The sequence below is a fragment of the Streptomyces sp. NPDC048659 genome (assembly GCF_040650575.1).
In the GTDB taxonomy this organism is placed as follows: domain Bacteria; phylum Actinomycetota; class Actinomycetes; order Streptomycetales; family Streptomycetaceae; genus Streptomyces.
In genome coordinates this window covers 65,235-83,617 of record NZ_JBEZHM010000013.1, presented here as the reverse complement: position 1 = coordinate 83,617, position 18,383 = coordinate 65,235, and the positions used below count along the sequence as shown (strand labels likewise).

At 74.7% G+C, this 18,383-nt stretch carries 15 protein-coding genes; 5 read left to right on the top strand and 10 right to left on the bottom strand.

Annotated elements, in window-relative coordinates; genetic code table 11:
- The first annotated feature begins 121 nt into the window (after window positions 1–121).
- Window positions 122–613 carry an RICIN domain-containing protein gene (locus AB0C99_RS13110; protein ID WP_362473765.1) on the top strand — a complete coding sequence of 164 codons (492 nt, stop codon included), beginning with the start codon at window positions 122–124 and terminating at the stop codon, window positions 611–613.
- Window positions 614–649: 36 nt separating this feature from the next.
- Here AB0C99_RS13110 and xdhC read toward each other — a convergent pair whose 3' ends face one another.
- The 8 genes from xdhC to AB0C99_RS13070 form a co-directional block, all read right to left on the bottom strand.
- Window positions 650–1,444: a xanthine dehydrogenase accessory protein XdhC gene (xdhC, locus tag AB0C99_RS13105; RefSeq protein WP_362473762.1), complete on the bottom strand. Its 795-nt coding sequence runs from the start codon at window positions 1,442–1,444 to the stop codon at window positions 650–652.
- Between the two features lies 1 nt (window position 1,445).
- Window positions 1,446–3,833: a xanthine dehydrogenase molybdopterin binding subunit gene (gene xdhB / locus AB0C99_RS13100; protein ID WP_362473759.1), complete on the bottom strand. Its 2,388-nt coding sequence runs from the start codon at window positions 3,831–3,833 to the stop codon at window positions 1,446–1,448.
- Complete coding sequence (locus AB0C99_RS13095) at window positions 3,830–5,317, bottom strand: FAD binding domain-containing protein (protein ID WP_362473756.1); 1,488 nt, start codon at window positions 5,315–5,317, stop codon at window positions 3,830–3,832. The genes xdhB and AB0C99_RS13095 overlap by 4 nt, the downstream gene beginning before the upstream one ends.
- Window positions 5,318–5,504: 187 nt before the next feature.
- Complete coding sequence (locus tag AB0C99_RS13090; RefSeq protein WP_362473753.1) at window positions 5,505–5,648, bottom strand: hypothetical protein; 144 nt, start codon at window positions 5,646–5,648, stop codon at window positions 5,505–5,507.
- Window positions 5,649–5,652: 4 nt separating this feature from the next.
- Window positions 5,653–8,511: a type 2 lanthipeptide synthetase LanM family protein gene (locus tag AB0C99_RS13085; RefSeq protein ID WP_362473750.1), complete on the bottom strand. Its 2,859-nt coding sequence runs from the start codon at window positions 8,509–8,511 to the stop codon at window positions 5,653–5,655.
- A 96-nt stretch (window positions 8,512–8,607) separates the two neighbouring features.
- The gene (locus tag AB0C99_RS13080) at window positions 8,608–8,802 is read right to left on the bottom strand and encodes a DUF6229 family protein (protein WP_362473747.1); all 195 of its coding nucleotides are present in this window, start codon (window positions 8,800–8,802) and stop codon (window positions 8,608–8,610) included.
- 288 nt (window positions 8,803–9,090) lie between these two features.
- Window positions 9,091–9,906 (bottom strand): DUF817 domain-containing protein, encoded by an 816-nt coding sequence (locus AB0C99_RS13075; RefSeq protein WP_362473744.1) that lies wholly within the window; start codon window positions 9,904–9,906, stop codon window positions 9,091–9,093.
- Window positions 9,907–10,003: 97 nt separating this feature from the next.
- Complete coding sequence (locus AB0C99_RS13070; RefSeq protein ID WP_362473742.1) at window positions 10,004–11,806, bottom strand: hypothetical protein; 1,803 nt, start codon at window positions 11,804–11,806, stop codon at window positions 10,004–10,006.
- Window positions 11,807–11,995: 189 nt separating this feature from the next.
- Here AB0C99_RS13070 and AB0C99_RS13065 point away from each other — a divergent pair, with 189 nt between their 5' ends.
- Window positions 11,996–12,895, top strand: coding sequence for a hypothetical protein (locus AB0C99_RS13065; protein ID WP_362473739.1), 900 nt, complete (start codon window positions 11,996–11,998; stop codon window positions 12,893–12,895).
- Here AB0C99_RS13065 and AB0C99_RS13060 read toward each other — a convergent pair.
- A complete protein-coding gene (locus tag AB0C99_RS13060) occupies window positions 12,864–14,249 on the bottom strand; it encodes a nucleobase:cation symporter-2 family protein (protein ID WP_362473736.1) in 1,386 nt (461 codons plus the stop codon). The genes AB0C99_RS13065 and AB0C99_RS13060 overlap by 32 nt on opposite strands.
- 386 nt (window positions 14,250–14,635) lie before the next feature.
- Window positions 14,636–15,352 (bottom strand): helix-turn-helix transcriptional regulator, encoded by a 717-nt coding sequence (locus AB0C99_RS13055; RefSeq protein ID WP_362473734.1) that lies wholly within the window; start codon window positions 15,350–15,352, stop codon window positions 14,636–14,638.
- A gap of 540 nt (window positions 15,353–15,892) precedes the next feature.
- On the opposite strand from AB0C99_RS13055, the gene AB0C99_RS13050 reads away from it, so the two are divergent.
- The 3 genes from AB0C99_RS13050 (at window position 15,893) to AB0C99_RS13040 (ending at window position 18,364) form a co-directional block, all read left to right on the top strand.
- A complete protein-coding gene (locus tag AB0C99_RS13050; protein ID WP_362473731.1) occupies window positions 15,893–16,858 on the top strand; it encodes a solute carrier family 23 protein in 966 nt (321 codons plus the stop codon).
- A 73-nt stretch (window positions 16,859–16,931) separates the two neighbouring features.
- Entirely contained in the window at window positions 16,932–17,603 is a 672-nt protein-coding gene (locus tag AB0C99_RS13045; protein WP_362473729.1) for an SAM-dependent methyltransferase, read from the top strand.
- A gap of 53 nt (window positions 17,604–17,656) precedes the next feature.
- Entirely contained in the window at window positions 17,657–18,364 is a 708-nt protein-coding gene (locus AB0C99_RS13040; RefSeq protein WP_362473726.1) for a DUF2470 domain-containing protein, read from the top strand.
- Window positions 18,365–18,383 lie beyond the last annotated feature (19 nt).

Genomic DNA, 18,383 nt, shown 5'->3' with positions numbered 1-18,383 from the left:
CCGGCCCACCAGGACAGACCCGTACCGGCCGTGATCACGAACGGCCGGTACGGGTCTGGGAACGGACACGGGCCCGGCCCTACCGTCGGGAACCCCAGCAGCCCGACACCGGAGGCCCCGCATGACCGTCCTCGCCCGACTCGGCTCGATCCTCGGAGCCGCTGCCGCCGCCCTGCTGCTGTGCGCCGCACCCGCCGCCGCCCAAGGGCAGCCCTCGACGATCACCAGCCTCAGCCCCGAAGCGGCCGGAAAGTGTCTGGACGCCTACGACTTCGGCCGGGGGCCCTGGGTCCAGATGTGGAACTGCCACGGCGGCGCCAACCAGTCCTGGAGCGTCACCTGGAACAGCGTCAGCGGAGGCTGGAACATCCGCAACGCGGCCAGCCAGTACTGCGCCGACGGCTCCCGGGGCCGCGGCGAACAGCTCATGCAGAACGTCTGCGGCAACGGCCTGGGAATGGCCTGGAAGATCGACGACCCCGCCGGCCCGACCCGGCTGGAGAGCATCGCCCACCCCGGCCTCTGCGCGGACATCTACAACTGGGGACGCAGCCCCGTCGTCATGCTGTGGGACTGCGGAGGCCAGGCCAATCAGTACTGGTTCCTCAACTGACCGGCACCGGCCCCGCAGCGCCCGGACCCCGCCGCCTCAGAACGAGCGCAGCAGGTCCGCCGCGACGCTGACCGCGATCGTCGCGGGCTCCTTGCCCGCGATGTCCGGCAGGCCGATCGGGGTCTTGATCCGGTCGATGTCGGCGTCGGCGTGACCGCCCTCGGTGGCGAGCCGCTTGCGGAAGCGGGACCACTTCGCCGCCGAGCCGATCAGCCCGATGGAGCCGAGGTGCGCCGTCCGCAGGGCGGCGTCGCACAGGGCGGCGTCCTCGGCGTGGTCGTGGGTCATGATCAGGACGTGCGTGCCGGGCGGCAGCGACTCCAGGACCTCCTCCGGCAGCAGCGGCGTGTGGTGCACCCGCACCTGCGCCACCGCGTCGTCGAGCACGGCCAGCCGCTGCGGGGTGAGCGTGTCGGCCCGGCTGTCGATCAGGTGCAGGTCCAGGTCGTGCCGGGCCAGGATCCTGGCCAGCTCCAGGCCCACGTGCCCGACCCCGAAGACCGCCACCGCCCGGACCACCGGGAGGGGTTCGAGCAGCACCGACACCGTGCCGCCGCAGCACTGCACGCCATGGCGGTTGTGCACCTTGTCGTTGAGGGCGAAGTCGACGAGCTCAGGACCCGGCGCGCCCTCGGCGATCATCTCCCGGGCCCGGTCGATCGAGACGGCCTCCACGTTGCCGCCGCCGATCGAGCCCCAGGTCTCGTCCTGCCCGACCACCAGCTTCGCGCCGGCGTTGCGCGGGGCGTGGCCGCGCACGGTCGCGACGGTCACGAGCACGCCGGCCTCCCGGCGTGCCCGCAACCGCGCGACCGCGGCGAACCACGTCATGTCAGGCACCGCTCAGCGCTACCGCGCCCGCCCGCGCACCCCGCCCGGCGCCGCCGCCACCGGCCGCGCCCCGGGCGGCCTGGACCGCCCAGTACACCGCCTCCGGCGTCGCGGGCGAGGCGAGCTCGACAGCGGTCCCGTCCGGCCCGAACGCCGCCGCGGCCTGCCGCAGCGCCTCCCGCACGGAGAAGGCCAGCATCAGCGGCGGCTCGCCGACCGCCTTGGAGCCGTAGACCGCGCCCGCCTCCGACGCGTTCCGCAGCAGCTCGACGCGGAACTCCTCGGGCATCTCGGAGAAGCTCGGCAGCTTGTACGTGCTCGCCGCCTGCGTCAGCAGCCGCCCCCGGCTGGGGCCGTCGCCGGTGTCCCAGCGCAGGTCCTCCAGGGTCAGCCAGCCCGCGCCCTGCACGAAACCGCCCTCGATCTGGCCGATGTCGATCATCGGGGAGAGGCTGTCGCCCACGTCGTGCACGATGTCCACCCGCCGGATCCGGTACGCGCCGGTGAAGCCGTCCACCTCGACCTCGGCCGCGGCGGCGCCGTGGGCGAAGTACTTGAACGGCGAGCCGTGGAACGACTTCGCGTCCCAGTGCAGCCCCTCGGTGCGGTAGAAGCCGGCCGCCGACAGCTGCACGCGCTGCATGTACGCGGTCCGCACCAGCTCGTCCCAGCCGAGCTCCCCGTCGACGCCGAGCCCGCGCGCGACCCCGTCGACGACCCGCACGTCCGAGGCGTTCACCCCGAGCCGGGTCGCCGCCACCCGCAGCAGCCGTTCGAGCAGCTGCTCGCAGGCGTTCTTCACCGCCGCGCCGTTGAGGTCGGTGCCCGCGCTGGCGGCGGTCGCCGAGGTGTTGGGCACCTTGTCCGTACGGGTCGGGGCGAGGCGCACCTTGTGCAGCGGGATGCCGAGCGTCGTCGCCGCCACCTGGAGCATCTTGGTGTGCAGGCCCTGGCCCATCTCGGTGCCGCCGTGGTTGATCAGGACGGAGCCGTCCTTGTAGATCAGCACCAGCGCGCCGCCCTGGTTGAAGGCGGTGAGGTTGAACGAGATGCCGAATTTGAGGGCGGTCAGTGCGAGGGCCCGCTTGGTGTGCGGGTGCGCGGCGTTGAAGGCGGCGATCTCCCGCCGCCGGTCCGCGACCCCGCCGTTCTCCTTGACCTGCTCCCAGACGGCGCCGATGCGCTCCGGCTGGACGACCGGCTGCCCGTACGGGGTGGACTGGCCTTCCCGGTAGAAGTTGCGCTCCCGCAGCTCCGTCGGGTCGAGGCCGAGGAGCGGCGCGCACCGGCCCATGATGTCCTCGATCACCAGCATCCCCTGGGGGCCGCCGAAGCCGCGGAAGGCCGTGTTGGAGACCTTGTTGGTCCGGGCGATCCGGCCGGTCACGCGGGCGTGGGGCAGCCAGTACGTGTTGTCGATGTGGCACAGCGCGCGGGCCACCACCGGCTCGGACAGGTCCAGGCTCCAGCCGCCGTCGGCGGTGAGCGTCGCGTCGAGGGCCTGGATACGGCCCTCGGCGTCGAAGCCGATCCGCCAGGAGGCGTGGAAGCCGTGCCGCTTGCCCGACATCGTCAGGTCCTGGGTGCGGTTGAGCCGGACCCGTACGGGGCGCCCGGTCAGGAGCGCGCCGAGCGCGGCGACGGCGGCGAAGCCGTGCGGCTGCATCTCCTTGCCGCCGAAGCCGCCGCCCATCCGCAGGCACTGCACGGTCACCTCGTGGCTGTGCAGGCCGAGGACGTGCGCGACGATCTCCTGGGTCTCGGACGGGTGCTGGGTACTGCTCTGCACGAAGACCTGGCCGGCCTCGTCGATCAGGGCGAGCGCCGCGTGCGTCTCCAGATAGAAGTGCTCCTGGTCGGAGAAGGTCAGCTCGCCCGTGAAGACGTGCGCCGAGTCGGCGAACCCGGCGGCCACGTCGCCGGTCTCCATGACGGGCCGGGCGCCGTGGAAGCTGTCGCCCGCGATGGCCTCCGCGAGGGTGATCACGGACGGCAGCTCGTCGAGCTCCACCTCCACCGCGGCGGCGCCGAGCCGGGCCGCCTCCAGCGTCTCGCCGAGCACCCAGGCGACCGCGTGCCCGTGGAACATGACCACGTCGGGGAAGAGGGGCTCGTCGTGCTTCATCCCGGCGTCGTTGACGCCCGGCACGTCGGCGCCGGTCAGCACCCGCACCACCCCGGGCACGGCGAGCGCGGGCGCGGTGCGCAGCGCGGTGATCCGGCCGTGCGCCTTCATGACCTGCACCGGGTAGGCGTGCAGGACGTCCTTGGTGCGGTGGACCAGGTCGTCGGTGTAGAGCGCGGTCCCGGTGACGTGCTGGGACGCGCTCTCGTGCGGCAGCGACAGGCCGACGACGGGGTTCTCGGGACGTTCGGACAACCGGCTCATGACGGCACCGCCTCGGTGGTTCGCGCGTACAGCTTCAGCAGGCTCTGGCCCAGCATCGCGGAGCGGTAGGCGGCACTGGCCCGGTGGTCGTCCATCGGCGTGCCCTCCTCCCGCAGCAGCGGGGCGACGGCCTCGACGGTCTCCGCCGACCACGGCCGGCCCACCAAGGCCGCCTCGGCGGCCAGGGCCCGGATCGGGGTGGCGGCGACGCCGCCGAGCCCGATGCGCGCCGTGCGGACGGTCCCGTCCTCGATGTCGAGGGCGAAGGCGACCGCCACGCTGGAGATGTCGTCGAAACGCCGCTTGGCGATCTTGTGGAAGGCGGTGACCGACGCCAGGGGCAACGGTACGCGGACGGCGCGGATCAGCTCGCCGGGGCGCCGCACGCTCTGCCGGTAGCCGGTGAAGTACGAGGCCAGAGGCACCTCGCGCTCCCCGTCCGCGTCGGCGAGCACCAGCGAGGCGCCGAGCGCGAGCAGCACCGGGGCGCTGTCGCCGATGGGGGAGCCGGTGCCCAGGTTGCCGCCGAGGGTGGCCCCGTTGCGGATGAGCCGCGAGGCGAACTGCGGGAACAGTTCGGCGAGCAGCGGCACCCGGCCGTCCAGCCGCCGCTCGATCTCGGTGAGCGTCAGCGCCGCCCCGATCTCGATGGCGTCGTCCCCGACCCGCAGCGCGCGCAGCTCCGGCAGGCGGTCGACGGCGATCACGCAACCGGCGCGCCGGGAGCGGATGTTGACCTCCACGCCCCAGTCCGTCGAGCCGGCCACGACCACCGCGTCGGGCCGCTCGCGCAGCAGCCGCAGCGTCTCGGCCAGGCTCTCCCGGCGGAGGAACTCGCCGTTTCCTCGGGCGTACGAGGTGGCCACCGGCGCGGGCGGGGCCTGCTCGCGCCGCCGGGCCAGCGGGTCCGCCTCCTCGGGCGCGCCGACGGCGAACGCGGCGTCGCGGATGGGGCGGTAGCCCGTACAGCGGCACAGGTTGCCGCTCAGCGCGTGCAGGTCGAAGCCGTTCGGCCCGTGTTCGGCGTCGCAGGCGGCACCGTCGCCGCTCCCGCCCTCGCTCTCGTCGTGGGTCCGCGTGTCGCGGCCCGGCCGGTAGTACTCGGCGGCCATGCTGCACACGAACCCCGGGGTGCAGTAGCCGCACTGGGAGCCGCCCCGCACCGCCATCTCCCGCTGCACCGGGTGCAGGGCGGGCGCCGCGCCGGGCGCGCCCGGGGTGGCGAGGCCCTCGGAGGTCACGAGCTCCTGCCCGTCCAGCGCCGCCGCCGGGACCAGGCAGGCGTTGACCGCCACCCAGTCGGTCGGCTTGTCCACGCCGGGCCGGGCGACCAGCACCGAACAGGCCCCGCACTCGCCCTCGGCGCAGCCCTCCTTGGTGCCGGTCAGCCCGCGCTCGCGGAGGAAGTCCAGCACCGTGGTGTGCGGCGGGTCCGGCGCGAGGGGAGTCTCCGCCCCGTTGACGGTGATGCGCGCCTCTACCATGACGGTCCCCCGATGAGGTGCGAGTTGGGTCGATGGATCATGTTCGCCAATGTCGGCAGCTTTCTGTGCTCGGACGCGCCGCGGGACAGGACAGGGCGCGGAACGGCACGCGGCGGAGGCGTGCCGGGAAGGCTGAAGGGGGCCACCGGATGCGGTGGCCCCAGGGCAGGAGCGGTGGACGGCGCCGTCAGCAGCCGTGGGCGATGCGCCCGTGGACCCAGGCCGAGGTGTGGGCGAGGCGGCCGAGGTCGGAGCAGGTGTTCATCCGCGGGTCGCCTCCTCGCGCTCGGTACGGGTCGATGATGACCGCAAGGTAGTTGCCGAAGATCACAGCGTCAAGAGCCGGCGGGCGCGGCGGGCGGCTCCGGAAGGGCGAGCAGCAGCGGCGTGCCCAGCCGGGCGTCCGGGTGCATGGCGAGCAGCTGGTGCACCACGCCGGAAAGACCCGGGAGCAGACCGGGCGCGAACGCCTCCTTGGCGAGCCCGCCGACCGGGCCCCGCTCCTCGATGCCGGTGAGCAGCTCGCCGTCGGCCCACGCCGCCGACGGGCCCTCGTGGCCGTCCAGGTCGCGCAATCGGCGCAGCAGCTCCGCGAGGCCCAGGTCGCCGTGGCACAGGGTGTGGCTCCACCCGAAGCCCTCGCGGAGCCCGGCCGGCCCGGAGCGCAGCGCCGTGCGCAGGTGGCGGGGGTCGCCCGTACGCGCGTGGAGGTCGACCGCGGCCAGCCCGATGCCCGTGCTGCCGTGGCACCAGGCGGTGGGGTGCTCCACGTCCCCGGCGATCCGCGCGTCCGCCCAGCCGGGCGCCTCCGGCACGTACAGCGACTCTTCGAAGTCATGGGCCAGGCAGCCCAGTTCGTACCAGCGGCGCCGGTCGGCCGGGGTCCCGGCCGCCGAGAGGCTCAGCCGCGTCAGCGCCCACCCGGCCCCGGTGGAACCGTGCGCGAACCCGCCGATGCCCTCCGGGAACATGACGGTGGACCAGCGCGCCCCGCGCTCGTTGACCACCGCGGTCCGCTCCAGCCGCCGCCCGGCCTCCGCCGCCACGTCCAACCACCGCGCCTCGCCAGTGAGTTCGGCGAGACCGAGGAGCGGTACGGGCACCCCGGCCGCGCCGCCGAGCACGTCCAGCGCCCGGTCCTCGGCCAGCGTCTCCGGGGTCAGCAGCGCGGCCCGGGCCCGCGCCCGGTCCAGCGCCCCGGGCGTCCCTAGCAGCCGGTGCAGCGCGGCCCACGTCCACACCTGGGAGGCGACCCCCGTGAACCCGCCGAGCTGACGGGTCTGTGTCGCGTCCTCGGTCGCGGCCAGCACCTCCAGGGCCCCCGACAGGACCGGCTCCACCTCGGGGACCGGGTCCGCCCGGCCCGCGCGCTGCTCCCGCCGGTACGCGGCGAGCGCGAGGGCGACGCCGCCCTGCCCGGTGTAGAGGTCCGCGCCGAGCGGGCGGATCGCCCAGCCGTAGTCGGTGAGCACGGGGCTGATCCAGGTCGCGGTCCCGTCGTCGCCGCGCACCGCGGCCGCGCAGACCGTCCGCACCGCCTCTGCGGCCAGCGCCCGGCGGCGCCGGTCCAGGTCGTCGGCGTGCGGGGCGCGGGCGGGGGTCCGCACCCGCCCCGGAAGGCGGCGCTCGTTGAGGTACGCGCCGACCAGCGCGCTGCGGATGGTGTCCCGCTCGCGGGCCAGGTCGGCGCCCCGCCACCCCGTCAGGAACGCGGACACCGCCCCCGTGTCCACCAGGGTGTCGAAGACGGGCACGTCCCCCGCCAGCAGGTCCGCGACCTCCAGGTCGATCACCTCGGGCTCGCGCGGCGCGCCCGGGGCGGCGAGGGCGTTGCGGCGCAGGATGTCCCGGGCCCGCGCCCGGGCCGCGTCGGGGTCGTGCAGCGAGGCGGGGTGCCAGAGCATCCGGCCGATGTCCGTGTACGTCTGGGTGGGCCGCCGGATCCGCCGCACCCGGCAGCCGGTGAACCCCGCGACCAGCGGGGCCAGTCCGCCGCGCGCGTCGAGCCGGGCCAGGGCGCCGGTGGCCTCGTCGAAGCCCGCCAGCACCCGGTCCCAGTGGCGGATCAGTACGGGTTCGGGGCTGGGGTGGTTGCGGGCGGGCGGCAGCTCCACCTCCGCCGTCTCCAGGCGCGCGGTGTCCCGCCCGCCGTCCGCGATGACGGGGACGCGGATGCGCGGCTGCTGCCCGGGCAGCCCGCCGGCCGCCGAGAGGTCCACCCCGGCCAGGGCGTAGCCGTCGGTGCGCAGCGGCAGGATGCCGGTGCGCAGCACGGTCGTGCGGATCGTCCGGGCGGCCCGGTCGACGGCGTCGCCGCGCCCGCTCGGCTCGACGTCCACGTCCGGAGTGAACAGGGCCTCGGCGTCGACCACGAAGGGGACGGGACCCACGGCCACCAGGTTCTCGGCGTGCAGGTCGGTCCCGCCGAGCAGCCGCATCACCGCGAGCCAGCCGCCGAGCCCCCGGTAGAAGCGGGCCAGCTCCGTCTCGTCGGCGCAGTGGCGGTGCTCGACGTACTCGGCCCAGCCGTACCCCTCGCGGACCGCGACGCGCGGCACGCCCAGGTCGGCGGCGCCGGGCACGGCCTCGACGAAGGCGCGGAGGGCGGCGTCCACCGCCACCGGGCGCGGCTTGTACATGACGGCGGTGTCCGCGAACGTCAGCCGCGCCACGGCCCGCCCGCCGTGGTGGGTGTCGCCGCGGGCGAGCTCCAGGCCGCGCAGCGGCCCCGGGTCGGCGCCCAGCAGCGCGCCGACCGCCCGGCGGTCTCCGGCGAACCGTTCCCCCAGCTCCACGGCCCCGTCGATGAGCAGCCGTCCGGAGGCCAGCGCCCGGGGGTGGAGCGCCGGGTACCTCCGGCGCAGGGAGTCGCCGTAGCCGGGGGCGCGGGCGAGGTCGAGGAAGGCGTCCCAGCGGGCGGCCGGGTCGGCGCCGGGCAGCTCGCCGGCCAGGGAGGCGGCCCGCAGCTCCAGCAGCAGGACGCGGTTGAGCCGGAGGCCCAGCGTCCGGTGGACCGCCTCGCGCGTCTCCGCCCGCAGCACCGCGCGCTCCTCGGCGGCCAGCCCGGCGATCCGGGCGACCCGCCGCTCCAGCTCGCGGAACAGGGGCTCCGCGAAGGCGTCCACCGGGCCCGCGAACCACCCGCCGGGGGGCGGCCCTTCGGCCGCCCGGTCCGCTGCCACGGATTCCACCATGCTGAGTCCTCTCCTGACGGCCGGCTCGGGCCCGGACCCGGGGCGCCCCGCGAAGGGCGCCCCGGGCGGGTGCGTGCGGTGTGGTGCGGGGAGCCGTCAGCAGCAGTAGCTGTGCAGCGAACCGGTACAGCTGCTGCACCCGGTCAGCAGGGCCTCGGTGGCGTCGGTGAGCGCGGCTTCGCCGGCGGCGCCGCCGACGTACAGCGGGCCGGCCGGGTTGTCGGCGCCGAAGGCCGTCTCGGCGCCCTGGAGCCAGGCGTTGACGACGTCGTCCGTGCGTGTCGTGGGCATGGCGATCATGGTTGCCTCCTGTGAGGGGGACGGGATGGGGCGGAGCTCCAGAATCCACCGGAGGCACCCCATCCGGGATCCACCAGAACAGGCCAATCGCGCGGGGTCCGGTCCTCACCGGGCCGGCCCCCGGGGCCCGCCGGGCGCCGCCGCGTGTCCGGGCGCCGCCTCGCGGACCGGCCGCTGGCCAGGACCGGTACGGGCCGTCACCACGCCGTCCCCGGCGGCCTGCCGGAGTCAGCCGGGACCCGCCCCGTCAAGGGCCGCGGTCCAGGCACATCAGGCCATTCACCGTCCGTCATGCGAACGCGGCGCACCGTCCGGCGGGCGCCGGGAGGCGGCCACGAGCACGACCGTGATGCTGATCAGCAGCGACCAGGCGCCGAACTTCTCGGGCCCCACGGGCTGCCACCCGTCCAGCTGGTACGGGTAGCGCCAGGCCCCCACGTAGGTGGCCAGGTTCTCGGCGAGCCACAGGAAGAAGCCGATCAGGACGAACGACAGCGCCAGCGGCATCCGCACCCGGGCGCCGCGCACCGTGAACCGCGCGGAGGTGCCCGCCGTGACCACCAGCAGCACCGCGGCGAGCGGCCAGCGGAGGTCGGGCAGCCAGTGGTGGGTGAAGAAGTTGACGTAGATCGCGGCGGCCACCAGCGCCGTCGACCGGGCCCGGTAGCGGACCAGTTCCAGGTCGAAGAGGTGCCAGGCCCGGCAGACGTAGCTGCCCACGGCCGCGTACAGGAACCCGCCGTACAGGGGCACCCCGGCGAACTTCAGGACCGCGGGCTCCGGATAGCTCCACGAGCCGAGCGAGACCTTCACCAGCTCGAAGGCGAGACCGATCAGATGGCAGACGCCGATGACCGCCAGGTCCCGCCCGCTCTCCCAGCCGCACGCCCAGAACAGCAGCGTCAGCAGCACGCCGTACCCGACGAGCAGGTCGTAGCGGGCCACCGGCAGACCGGGCAGCAGACCGGACGCCGCCACCCCGGAGAGCAGCGCGATCGCGAAGGCGCAGGCCCGGGTCTGCCCCCAGGCGAAGGCGAAGAGATGGCGGAGGGACGTCGTCAGGGCGTCGGCCGGCGACGCGGGGAAGGTCGGCATAGTGCGCTGTAGGACGACGCCGACGGCGGGCCCGGTTGCGGTGGGACGCGCGGCGCGGCGGGCGCGCCGGGCCCTGGGGGGGAGCGGCCGGGCGCCCTCAGTGGCGGCGCCAGACCGTCCACCGCCGCTGGGGGTCGACGCGCTCGATGAACCAGGGGGGCGAGGGGCGCGGCCAGGCCGACTCGGGCGGCGGGTACCTGCCGGCGCGGGGCAGCGGCAGCGGCAGCACGAGGGCCGTGGCCGCCGGGGGGACGGGGTGGTAGCGGGGGTTGAGGTACCAGACGCGGCCCAGGTAGATCTGGTACGCCTGGACGCGGCGGACCGGCCGGTCGATGCCCCAGCCGAAGACGACGTTGTCGTCGAGGCGCAGACCGGTCCGCTCGGCGAAGCGGACAGCGTCGATCCTGGCCCCTTCGGAGTACGGGTCGCTGATCCGTGCCGTGATGGTGACGGTGGCGACCCCGGCGAACAGGGTGAGCGCGAGGCCGGACCAGAGCGCCTGCCGTGAGGTGAGCGCCCGCACCAGGACGACGGCACAGAGGACGGCGAAGGCGGCCGCCGTCGTGCGCAGGATGTGGAGCGCATGCCAGTCGCCGGCGAGGAACAACGCGTCGGGCATGCCCCAGGGCGTGAACGTCTGGGTCCGCAGCAGCGGACCGGCGGACAGCAGCACCGCGCCGCCGAACAGCAGCGTGAGCCCCACCGCACCGGCGAGGACCGCGCCGAGCGCCCGCCCCCGCAGCCGGACCAGGGCGGCGCAGCCGACGAGGAACAGCGTCGGCACCAGACAGGCCGCGTAACGGGCGTACACCCAGTCGTCGATCCGCTTGTCGTCCGGCAGCGCGGCGGCCGCGGCCAGCGCGATGCCGGCCAGCAGGGCGAGCAGCGCCCCGCCCACGATCCGGAACGCCCGGGGCACCCGCTGCCCGGCCACGGCGAGCAGGCACACCACGATCCCCACCGCGCCCACCGTCCAGGTGGAGACGGCGACGTACCAGATCTGGCCCGCCGTACGGGTCAGCGTGCGCCCGGCCGCCTGCGGGTCGGTGAGCCCCTGCCACAGGAAGTCGCCGACGCTGCTGGCCGGCGCCGTGAACCGGGACCGCAGCCAGCCGTTCAGCGCCTGGGCGCCGAAGACGCCGGCCGCGAGGGCACCGAGGCCCGCGAGCAGGGTGCGCCACGGCGCCCAGCGCAGCAGCGCCGCCCCGGCGAGCAGCCCGGCGGTCAGGGCGACGACCACGCCCCCGCGGTCGTGCGTGGCCATCGCGTACGCGGCGGTCAGCCCGGCACCGGCGGCGTGCCCGGCGCGGCGGGCGGTCGAGCCGTCCGCGAACCAGCCGTGCAGGCAGAGCGCCCAGGCCAGGACCAGCACCGGCATGACGGTGTCCGTCATCGCGTACTGCGCGTAGAAGACCACCGGCGGCAGCAGCGCGGTCGCCGTGGCGCACACGTACGCCTGCGCGCGGCCGAGTCCCAGGCGCCGCAGGGCGACCCAGGCCAGCGGGAAGACCAGGGCGTTGAGCAGCGAGTTGACGCCCATGACGAGGTGGTAGGCGGTGGCCGGGTCGTCGGCGAGGCGCAGGGCCGGGGAGATGAGCAGCGGATAGCCGCCGGGGATGACGACGCCCACCGGCATCTCGGTGCTCGGCCGCCCGGCCAGGACACGGGCGAGGACGAGGTACGACTCCTCGTCCGGATGGATGGAGGGATAGGCGAAGTGGCGTACGAGGAAGAGCCGGAAGAGGACCTGCGCCAGGTATCCGGCGACCAGCGCGCCCGCTCCCGGCCGTATCGCCGTCAGGGTCCGCCGCCACGGCCGGGCCCGCTCCGGCGCGTGCTGCCACCCCGCGCGTCCCGCCTGCCGGTCCTGCTCCGGGACTGCTTCGGACGCCAGATGCATACGCCGGCCTCGATCTCTTCGTGCTCTGCTCGTGCTCTGCGCGTTCGTGTCTTCGGCTTGCGCATGAATTGTGCAGTGAGGAGCCGGTACGGCCCGGTATTCACCCCGCGCGCGTCGGCGGGCGCGCGGGAGCCGCGCGCCCGCCGAAAAGGGTGGCCGGCAGCCCCTCCGCCCGGCCATCCTGTCCGGATGGGAGACCGAGCCGACATCGTCGTGGTCCGCGAAGACGGGGCACATGAGCTGTACCGGACCGGCTGGGCGGTGGGGCTCGACCTCGACCTGCTGGACGGGCCGGCCCGGTTCCTCGCCCTGCTCCCCGGGCTCCGCCGGGACGGGGGGTGGCTGGACGAGACCAGGGCGCAGGGCGGGATCCTGGTCGACCTCGGCCGGAAGGCGCTCCGGTACTTCGTCTGGGAGGGCCCCAGTGCCGAACTCCGCCACCGTGCGGCCGCGTACGACCTGATCCGCGCCGCGTGGCCGGGCTGGGAGGTCAGCCGGTTGTACGACGGCCAGGCGGAACTGCGCGCGTACGTCGGCCTGGACCCGGAACACGTCCGCCGCCGCGACGAGGCCCCCGACCCGGCGCCCTTCCTGGCCCCCGACGACGAGGACGTGACCGGGCCCGACCCGGGCGGCGTGGTCGTCACGGTCGGCACCGGCCGCTGTTACGTCGCCTCGGACGCCTTCGACCACCCCGTACACGAAGGTGTCGGTCTGCTCGACCGCCTGGCCGTCGCCCCCGGCCACGGGGTCTGCCGCCTGCACGCCGGCTCCGGCATCCACATCGACCCGGAGCGTCGCCGCCTGGGCTGGTGGTCCCTCTCCTTCACCCCGGGGGCGTACCGCGTGGCGGAGCGGTGGCCGGGCTGGACGGTGCGCTTCTGGCAGGACGCCTGGCCCCGGCACACGGCCGCCGCCCCGCTCTTCGCCCCGGAGCCGTTCGACCCCGGGGAGGAGGCCCGGGCGCGGGTGCTCGCCCAGGCGGCGGAGCGGCGGGCGGTCCGGGCCCGCCACCGCGTCCTGGTCGCGGAGGCGGGGCCGGGCCGGAACGGGAGCGTCAGTGGTGACCGGACGGTGCGGGGAGGCTGACGGGTGCGGGGTCGGCCTGTCGGCCGAGGTGGTTGAAGGCCAGGTTGAGCAGGACGGCGACGACGCAGCCCGTGCTGATGCCGGAGTCGAGGACGATGCGGAAGCCCTCGGGGAAGGCGTGGTAGAAGTCCGGCGCGGCGATGGGGATGATCCCGGCGCCGAGGGAGATGGCGACGATCAGCACGTTGTCGCCGCGTTCGAGCGCGGCTCCGGCGAGGGTCTGGATGCCGCTGGCGGCGACGGTGCTGAAGAGCGCGATGCCGACCCCGCCGAGCACGGGCTGCGGGATGAGGGCGACGACGGAGGCGAGGAGCGGGCACAGGCCGAGCAGCAGGAGGATGCCGCCCGCCGCGGCGACGACGAACCGGCTGCGGACCTTGGTGATCGCGACCAGCCCGACGTTCTGTGCGAAGGCGCTCGCGGCGAAGCCGTTGAACAGCGGGCTGAGGGCGGTGCCGAGGCCGTCGGCGCGGAGCGCGGCGGCCAGGGTCTTCTCGTCCGCGGGCCGCTCGACGATCTCGCCGAGGGCGAGCACGTCCGCGGTCGACTCGGTCATCGACACCAGCATCACGATGCACATCGAGACGATCGCCGCCGCCGCGAACTGCGGCGCCCCGAAGTGGAACGGCGTGGGGAACCCGATGATGTCGGCGTCGCCGACCGCGCTGAAGTCGGCGACACCCAGCGGCAGGGAGATGAGCGTGCCCGCGACGAGCCCCAGCAGGATCGAGATCTGCTTGAGGAACCCGGTCAGGACCCTGCGCAGCACCACGGTGATCAGCAGGGTCGCGGTGGCGAGACCGATGTACGTGAGGCTGCCGTAGTCCGGCGCCTGGGAGTTCCCGCCCTGGGACCAGTTGAAGGCGACGGGCAGCAGGGAGACCCCGATGAGGGTGATGACCGTGCCGGTGACGACGGGCGGGAAGAACCGGATCAGCTTGCAGAAGAAGGGGGCGAGGAGGAAGCCGAAGACACCGGCGACGATGACGGCCCCGTAGATCACGGGGAGCGCGTCCTCGGGCCCCTCTGCCTTCGCGATCGCCAGCATCGGCGCGACACCGGCGAAGGAGACGCCGTTGACGAACGGCATCCGCGCCCCGACCTTCCAGAAGCCCAGCGTCTGGAGGAGGGTGGCGATGCCCGAGGTGAAGAGGCTCGCGCTCATCAGGAACGCGATGTCGGCGGTCGAGAGGCCGACGCCGATGCCGACGACCAGCGGCGGCGCGACCACGCCGGCGTACATGGCGGCGACGTGCTGCAGACCGGCACCGAAGAGCTTCAGCGGGGGCAGCATCTGGTCGACCGGGTGGGTGTCGTCCGGTCTCGCGGCGGTGTCGGGGCGGGAATCCTGCATGGTGAGTCTCCTGGCGGCGCCGGTCCGGAGGGGACGCGGGCAGCCCTAAGGGAGAGCCGGCGCGCGGACGCACGGCTCTGCGGATGCGGATGCGGATGGGAATACGGATGGGAATGCGGATGAAGACGCGGAAGCGAAGAGGAAGAGAAAGAGGCCGCGGAAGCGGGAGCTGATCCGGGTGGTCCCAGGAGCTGGGTCGCCGGTTCCGCCGAGCGATGCCGGAGAGCGGGGAGTGGGGCCTGTGGCCCGGGGAACGGGCGGGAGAGGGATTCGTGTCCCGGCGTTCCCGCGGTTCCCCGGCCGGCCTTCGCGCATCTGTCCTGGATGCGCGCCGTGCCACTCCGTCCGGCGAAGTCGGAACAGTTCCTCACGGTGCGGCGTGGGTGTCAAGAGGCCGGACGGGGCGGGTTCACGGCCTCTCTGATCTCGTGCCAGAGGTACAGGTCGACGCGCTCCAGGAAGTCGGCGGCGCGCGCCTCCGCCAGGGCGGCCTCACGGGGCGAGCCGCCTGCCGCGCCCTCCCAGCGCTGGTACGTGAGGTGGAGCCGTTCGAGCGCGTGGCGCAGCAGGGCCGGGTCGAGCGGCACGATCCGCGCGAGCGCCTCCGCGTAGGGCGGCCACCAGGTCGTGGCGGCCTCCCGCAGCAGGACGCGCAGCCGGGCGGAGTTCCCGCAGGCGGCCACGTAACAGGCGGGCGGCGGGCAGAGGACCCGCAGCAGGGCGTCCGTCTGCGCGGGCGTGCCCTGCCAGCGGTCCCGGCGCTCGGCGTCCTCCCACTGCCCGCGGGTGAGGCCGAGCGCGGTCGCGGTCTCGCTCACGGTGAGCCCGGCGACCGTACGGCACTGGGCGAGGGTGGCGGCCTCCCCGACGAGGTCGGCGGGGGAGCACCAGAGGGCCGCCGCGAGGGCCTTGACGTGTCCGCTCTCGGGCGTGGCGGTGCCGTTCTCCCAGGCTTCGACGAGGCCGGGGTGCACGGGGGAGCCGCAGTAGGCGGCGACGGCCCAGGCGACCTGTCCGAGCGTCAGGCCGAGCCGGCCGCGCAGGGCCGCGGCGCGGGCGGGGGCGAAGGGAGGCAGGACGTAGTGATCATCTGCGGGTGGCATAGCGGCACACCGTAGGGATCGCGCCGTTCACGGCCAAGAGCCGCGACGTCCCGACGACACCCCGACGAAGCCCCGACGACGCTCCGATACGGAACGTACGATCCCGGATCCGGCGGCTTCGTCGGATTGCCTGAGCCCGTCCCGCCCCCGCTGACCTGCTGCTTTACGGGACCGGGAGGCGAGGGTGCGAGGGGAGGGAGGGCGGGGAGGCTGTCGGTTCCTCCAGAATCCACGGGGAACTCGCACGCTTTCTTGGGGGAGTTGACGAGGTTCCGGGCTGGCCATAAAGTCCCCCGTCCAGGGCGGAAAATTGTTTCCGTCATGCGAAACTGTAGGGAGTCGCTGCCCACCCCACGCAGCGCGCCCGTCGGCGACGCTCCCGGTTCGGGCCGTCCCCCGGCACCGGTCACTTTGCCCGCACGCCCCCGGCAGCCCCCTGCCCGCGGGCGGTGTCCCGAGGACCTGCCTTGCTGCCCCGCGCCCACGTCCGCACACCGCGGACCTCGCCCCACCCGGTCGACGAGATCCTTCACCCTGGCCGTGCACCGGGTGCTCTCCGGCCGCTTCCTGGGCCGGGTCGCCATCCTGATCGGGATGCTCGCGGGCACCTTGATCGCCGTGCCCCTCGGCAAGGTCGACCTCGAACCCCTCGCCCAGGCACCGCTGTTCGCTCTTCCCGCCCCCTTCGGGTTCGGCGCGCCGGAGTTCGTCCCCACCGTGATCGCCACCGCCGTCGTGGTGATGGTCGTGTCGATGATGGAGTCCACCGCCGCGCTGCTGGCGCTGGGCGCGGTGACCGAACGCCCGACCCAGGACCGCACCATCGCCGGGAGCCTGCGCGCCCTCGGCCTCGCGACGGCGCTCGGCGGCGTCCTCGGGGCGTTCACCAGCACGTCGTACGCGCAGAACGTCGGCCTGGTCGCGCTCAGCCGCATCCGCAGCCGGTACGTCGTCACGCTCTGCGGCGCCATCCTGGTCCTGATGGGCTTCGTGCCGGTCCTCGGCTCGCTGGTCGCCCTCGTCCCGCTGCCCGTACTCGGCGGCGCGGGGGTGGTGTTCTTCGGCTCCGTCGCCGTCGCCGGCATCCGCACGCTGGCCAAGGCCGCCCTCGGCACCGGGCACAACGCGCTGATCGTCTCCGTCACCCTCGCCCTCGGCCTCTTCCCCGTCCTGGACCCGGAGTTCTACGACCAACTGCCCGCCCCGGCGGCGACCGTGCTCGGCTCGGGCATCACCGCGGGCTGCCTGGTCGCGATCGTCCTGAACTACCTCCTGAACCACCTGGGCCGCGGCACCGAGGCCGACCCCGACGCGATCTCGGCGGAACAGGTCGGGGCGCTGGACGGGACGGGTGCGGGTGCGGGGGGAGCTGGGGTTGGTGCCGGTGCTGGTGCCAGTGCCTCCGCCGACTGGGCCCCGGCCCCGTACCCGTCGCCGGCCCCGGCCTGGCCCTACCGGACGGGCCCGGCCGACGGGACGGTCCGCCAACCGCCGTACGGCGAGTAGACGCGCGTCCGCGGCCCCCGAGGCCGAGCGAGAACCCGATGCCGACAGGCCCGCGAAAGTCGAGGCAGCCCCGATGACCACCGTTCCCGCCGATCCCCATACTCCCTGCGCCCGCCCCGGCGCACCCTCCCGCTCCAGCCCCGACGAACGCATCGCCCGTCTCGTGGCGGAGGCCCTCGGGCCCGCCCGGACGGTGCTGGACGCGGGCTCGCTGCCCGATCCGGACGCCGCCCGACTCCCGTTCGGCGACGGGGACTTCGACGCGGCGATGATGCTCTGCAATGCCCCGTACGTCCCCGATCCCGTCCCCCGGCTCCGGGAGCTGCGCCGGGTGACGCGCGGGCCCGTCGTGCTCCTCGCGCCCGACCCCTCGCGGGTGCGGGGGTTCTGGCTCAACCGGTACGCGCCCGAGGTGCTGGCCGTCGAGTCGCGGCGCCATCCGCCGATCGCGCGGCTGGCCGCCACCCTGGGCGGCGTCTCGACGGTGCGGCGCGTCCCCATCCCCGCCGACTGCGCCGACACCTTCGACGAGGCGTACTACGCCCGCCCGGAACTGCTCCTCGACCCGGCGGCCCGCCGGGCGGGCTCGGCCTGGAGCTTCGTCGACGACCGGGTCCGCGAGCGGTTCGACACGTCCCTGCGCGGCGAACTCCGGTCGGGGGAGTGGGACGAGCGCTTCGGTCATCTCCGCGGCCGGCCCACGTACGAGGGATCGCTGGTCATCATCCGCGCGACGGCGCGCTGAATTAGGTTAGGCTTACCTAAGTTGAGTGTCTGTGACCTTCCCATGGAGACCCCATGCGCCTTCACGCCAGGCCCGCCGTCCAGCCGACCCCCGCCGAGCGGATGCGGTCGATCGTGCTGGCCGCCCACTCCATGACCGTGGTCTGCGACGGCCTCGAACACGAGATCCGCGACCTCGACGGGGCGGGCGCGCTGGGGCGCGTCCATCTCCACGACCCCGACGAGGAGTCCGGCCCCGACCAGCACGTGCCGCGGCTGCCGATGCGCCTCGAACTCACCGACATCGCGCCGGCGCCGGTACGGGACCGGGTGCGCGCCCGGGTCACCCTCACCGGGCTCGTCGCCGCGCCCTACCGGACCGACTCCGCCGAGAGCGTCTGCATGCGGCTCGACCAGGCGGTCCTGGAAGGCCCGGCGGGGCGCGACTACGTCACCTTCCGACAGCTGGAGGTGGCGCGGACGGATCCGCTGGCGGTCTCCGAGGCGTCGATGCTCCACCACCTCGCGGACGCCCACCCGGAGCTCGTCACCCTGCTGCTCCGGCTCGTCGAACCCGCCGCCACGCGCGGGCTGGTGCGGGCGCTGCCGCTCGCGCTCGACCGGTACGGCATCACCCTGCGGCTGGAGTCGGCCACCGGGTGGCGGGACGTGCGGCTGGCGTTCCCGACACCCGTCGACGACGCCGACCAGGTCGGCCTGCAGACCCACGCGCTCCTCGCCGCCGCCCGCCGCGCGTCCCACTCCCACCTGCCCCTGGTCTGAGGGCGCCCCGCCCCTCGCG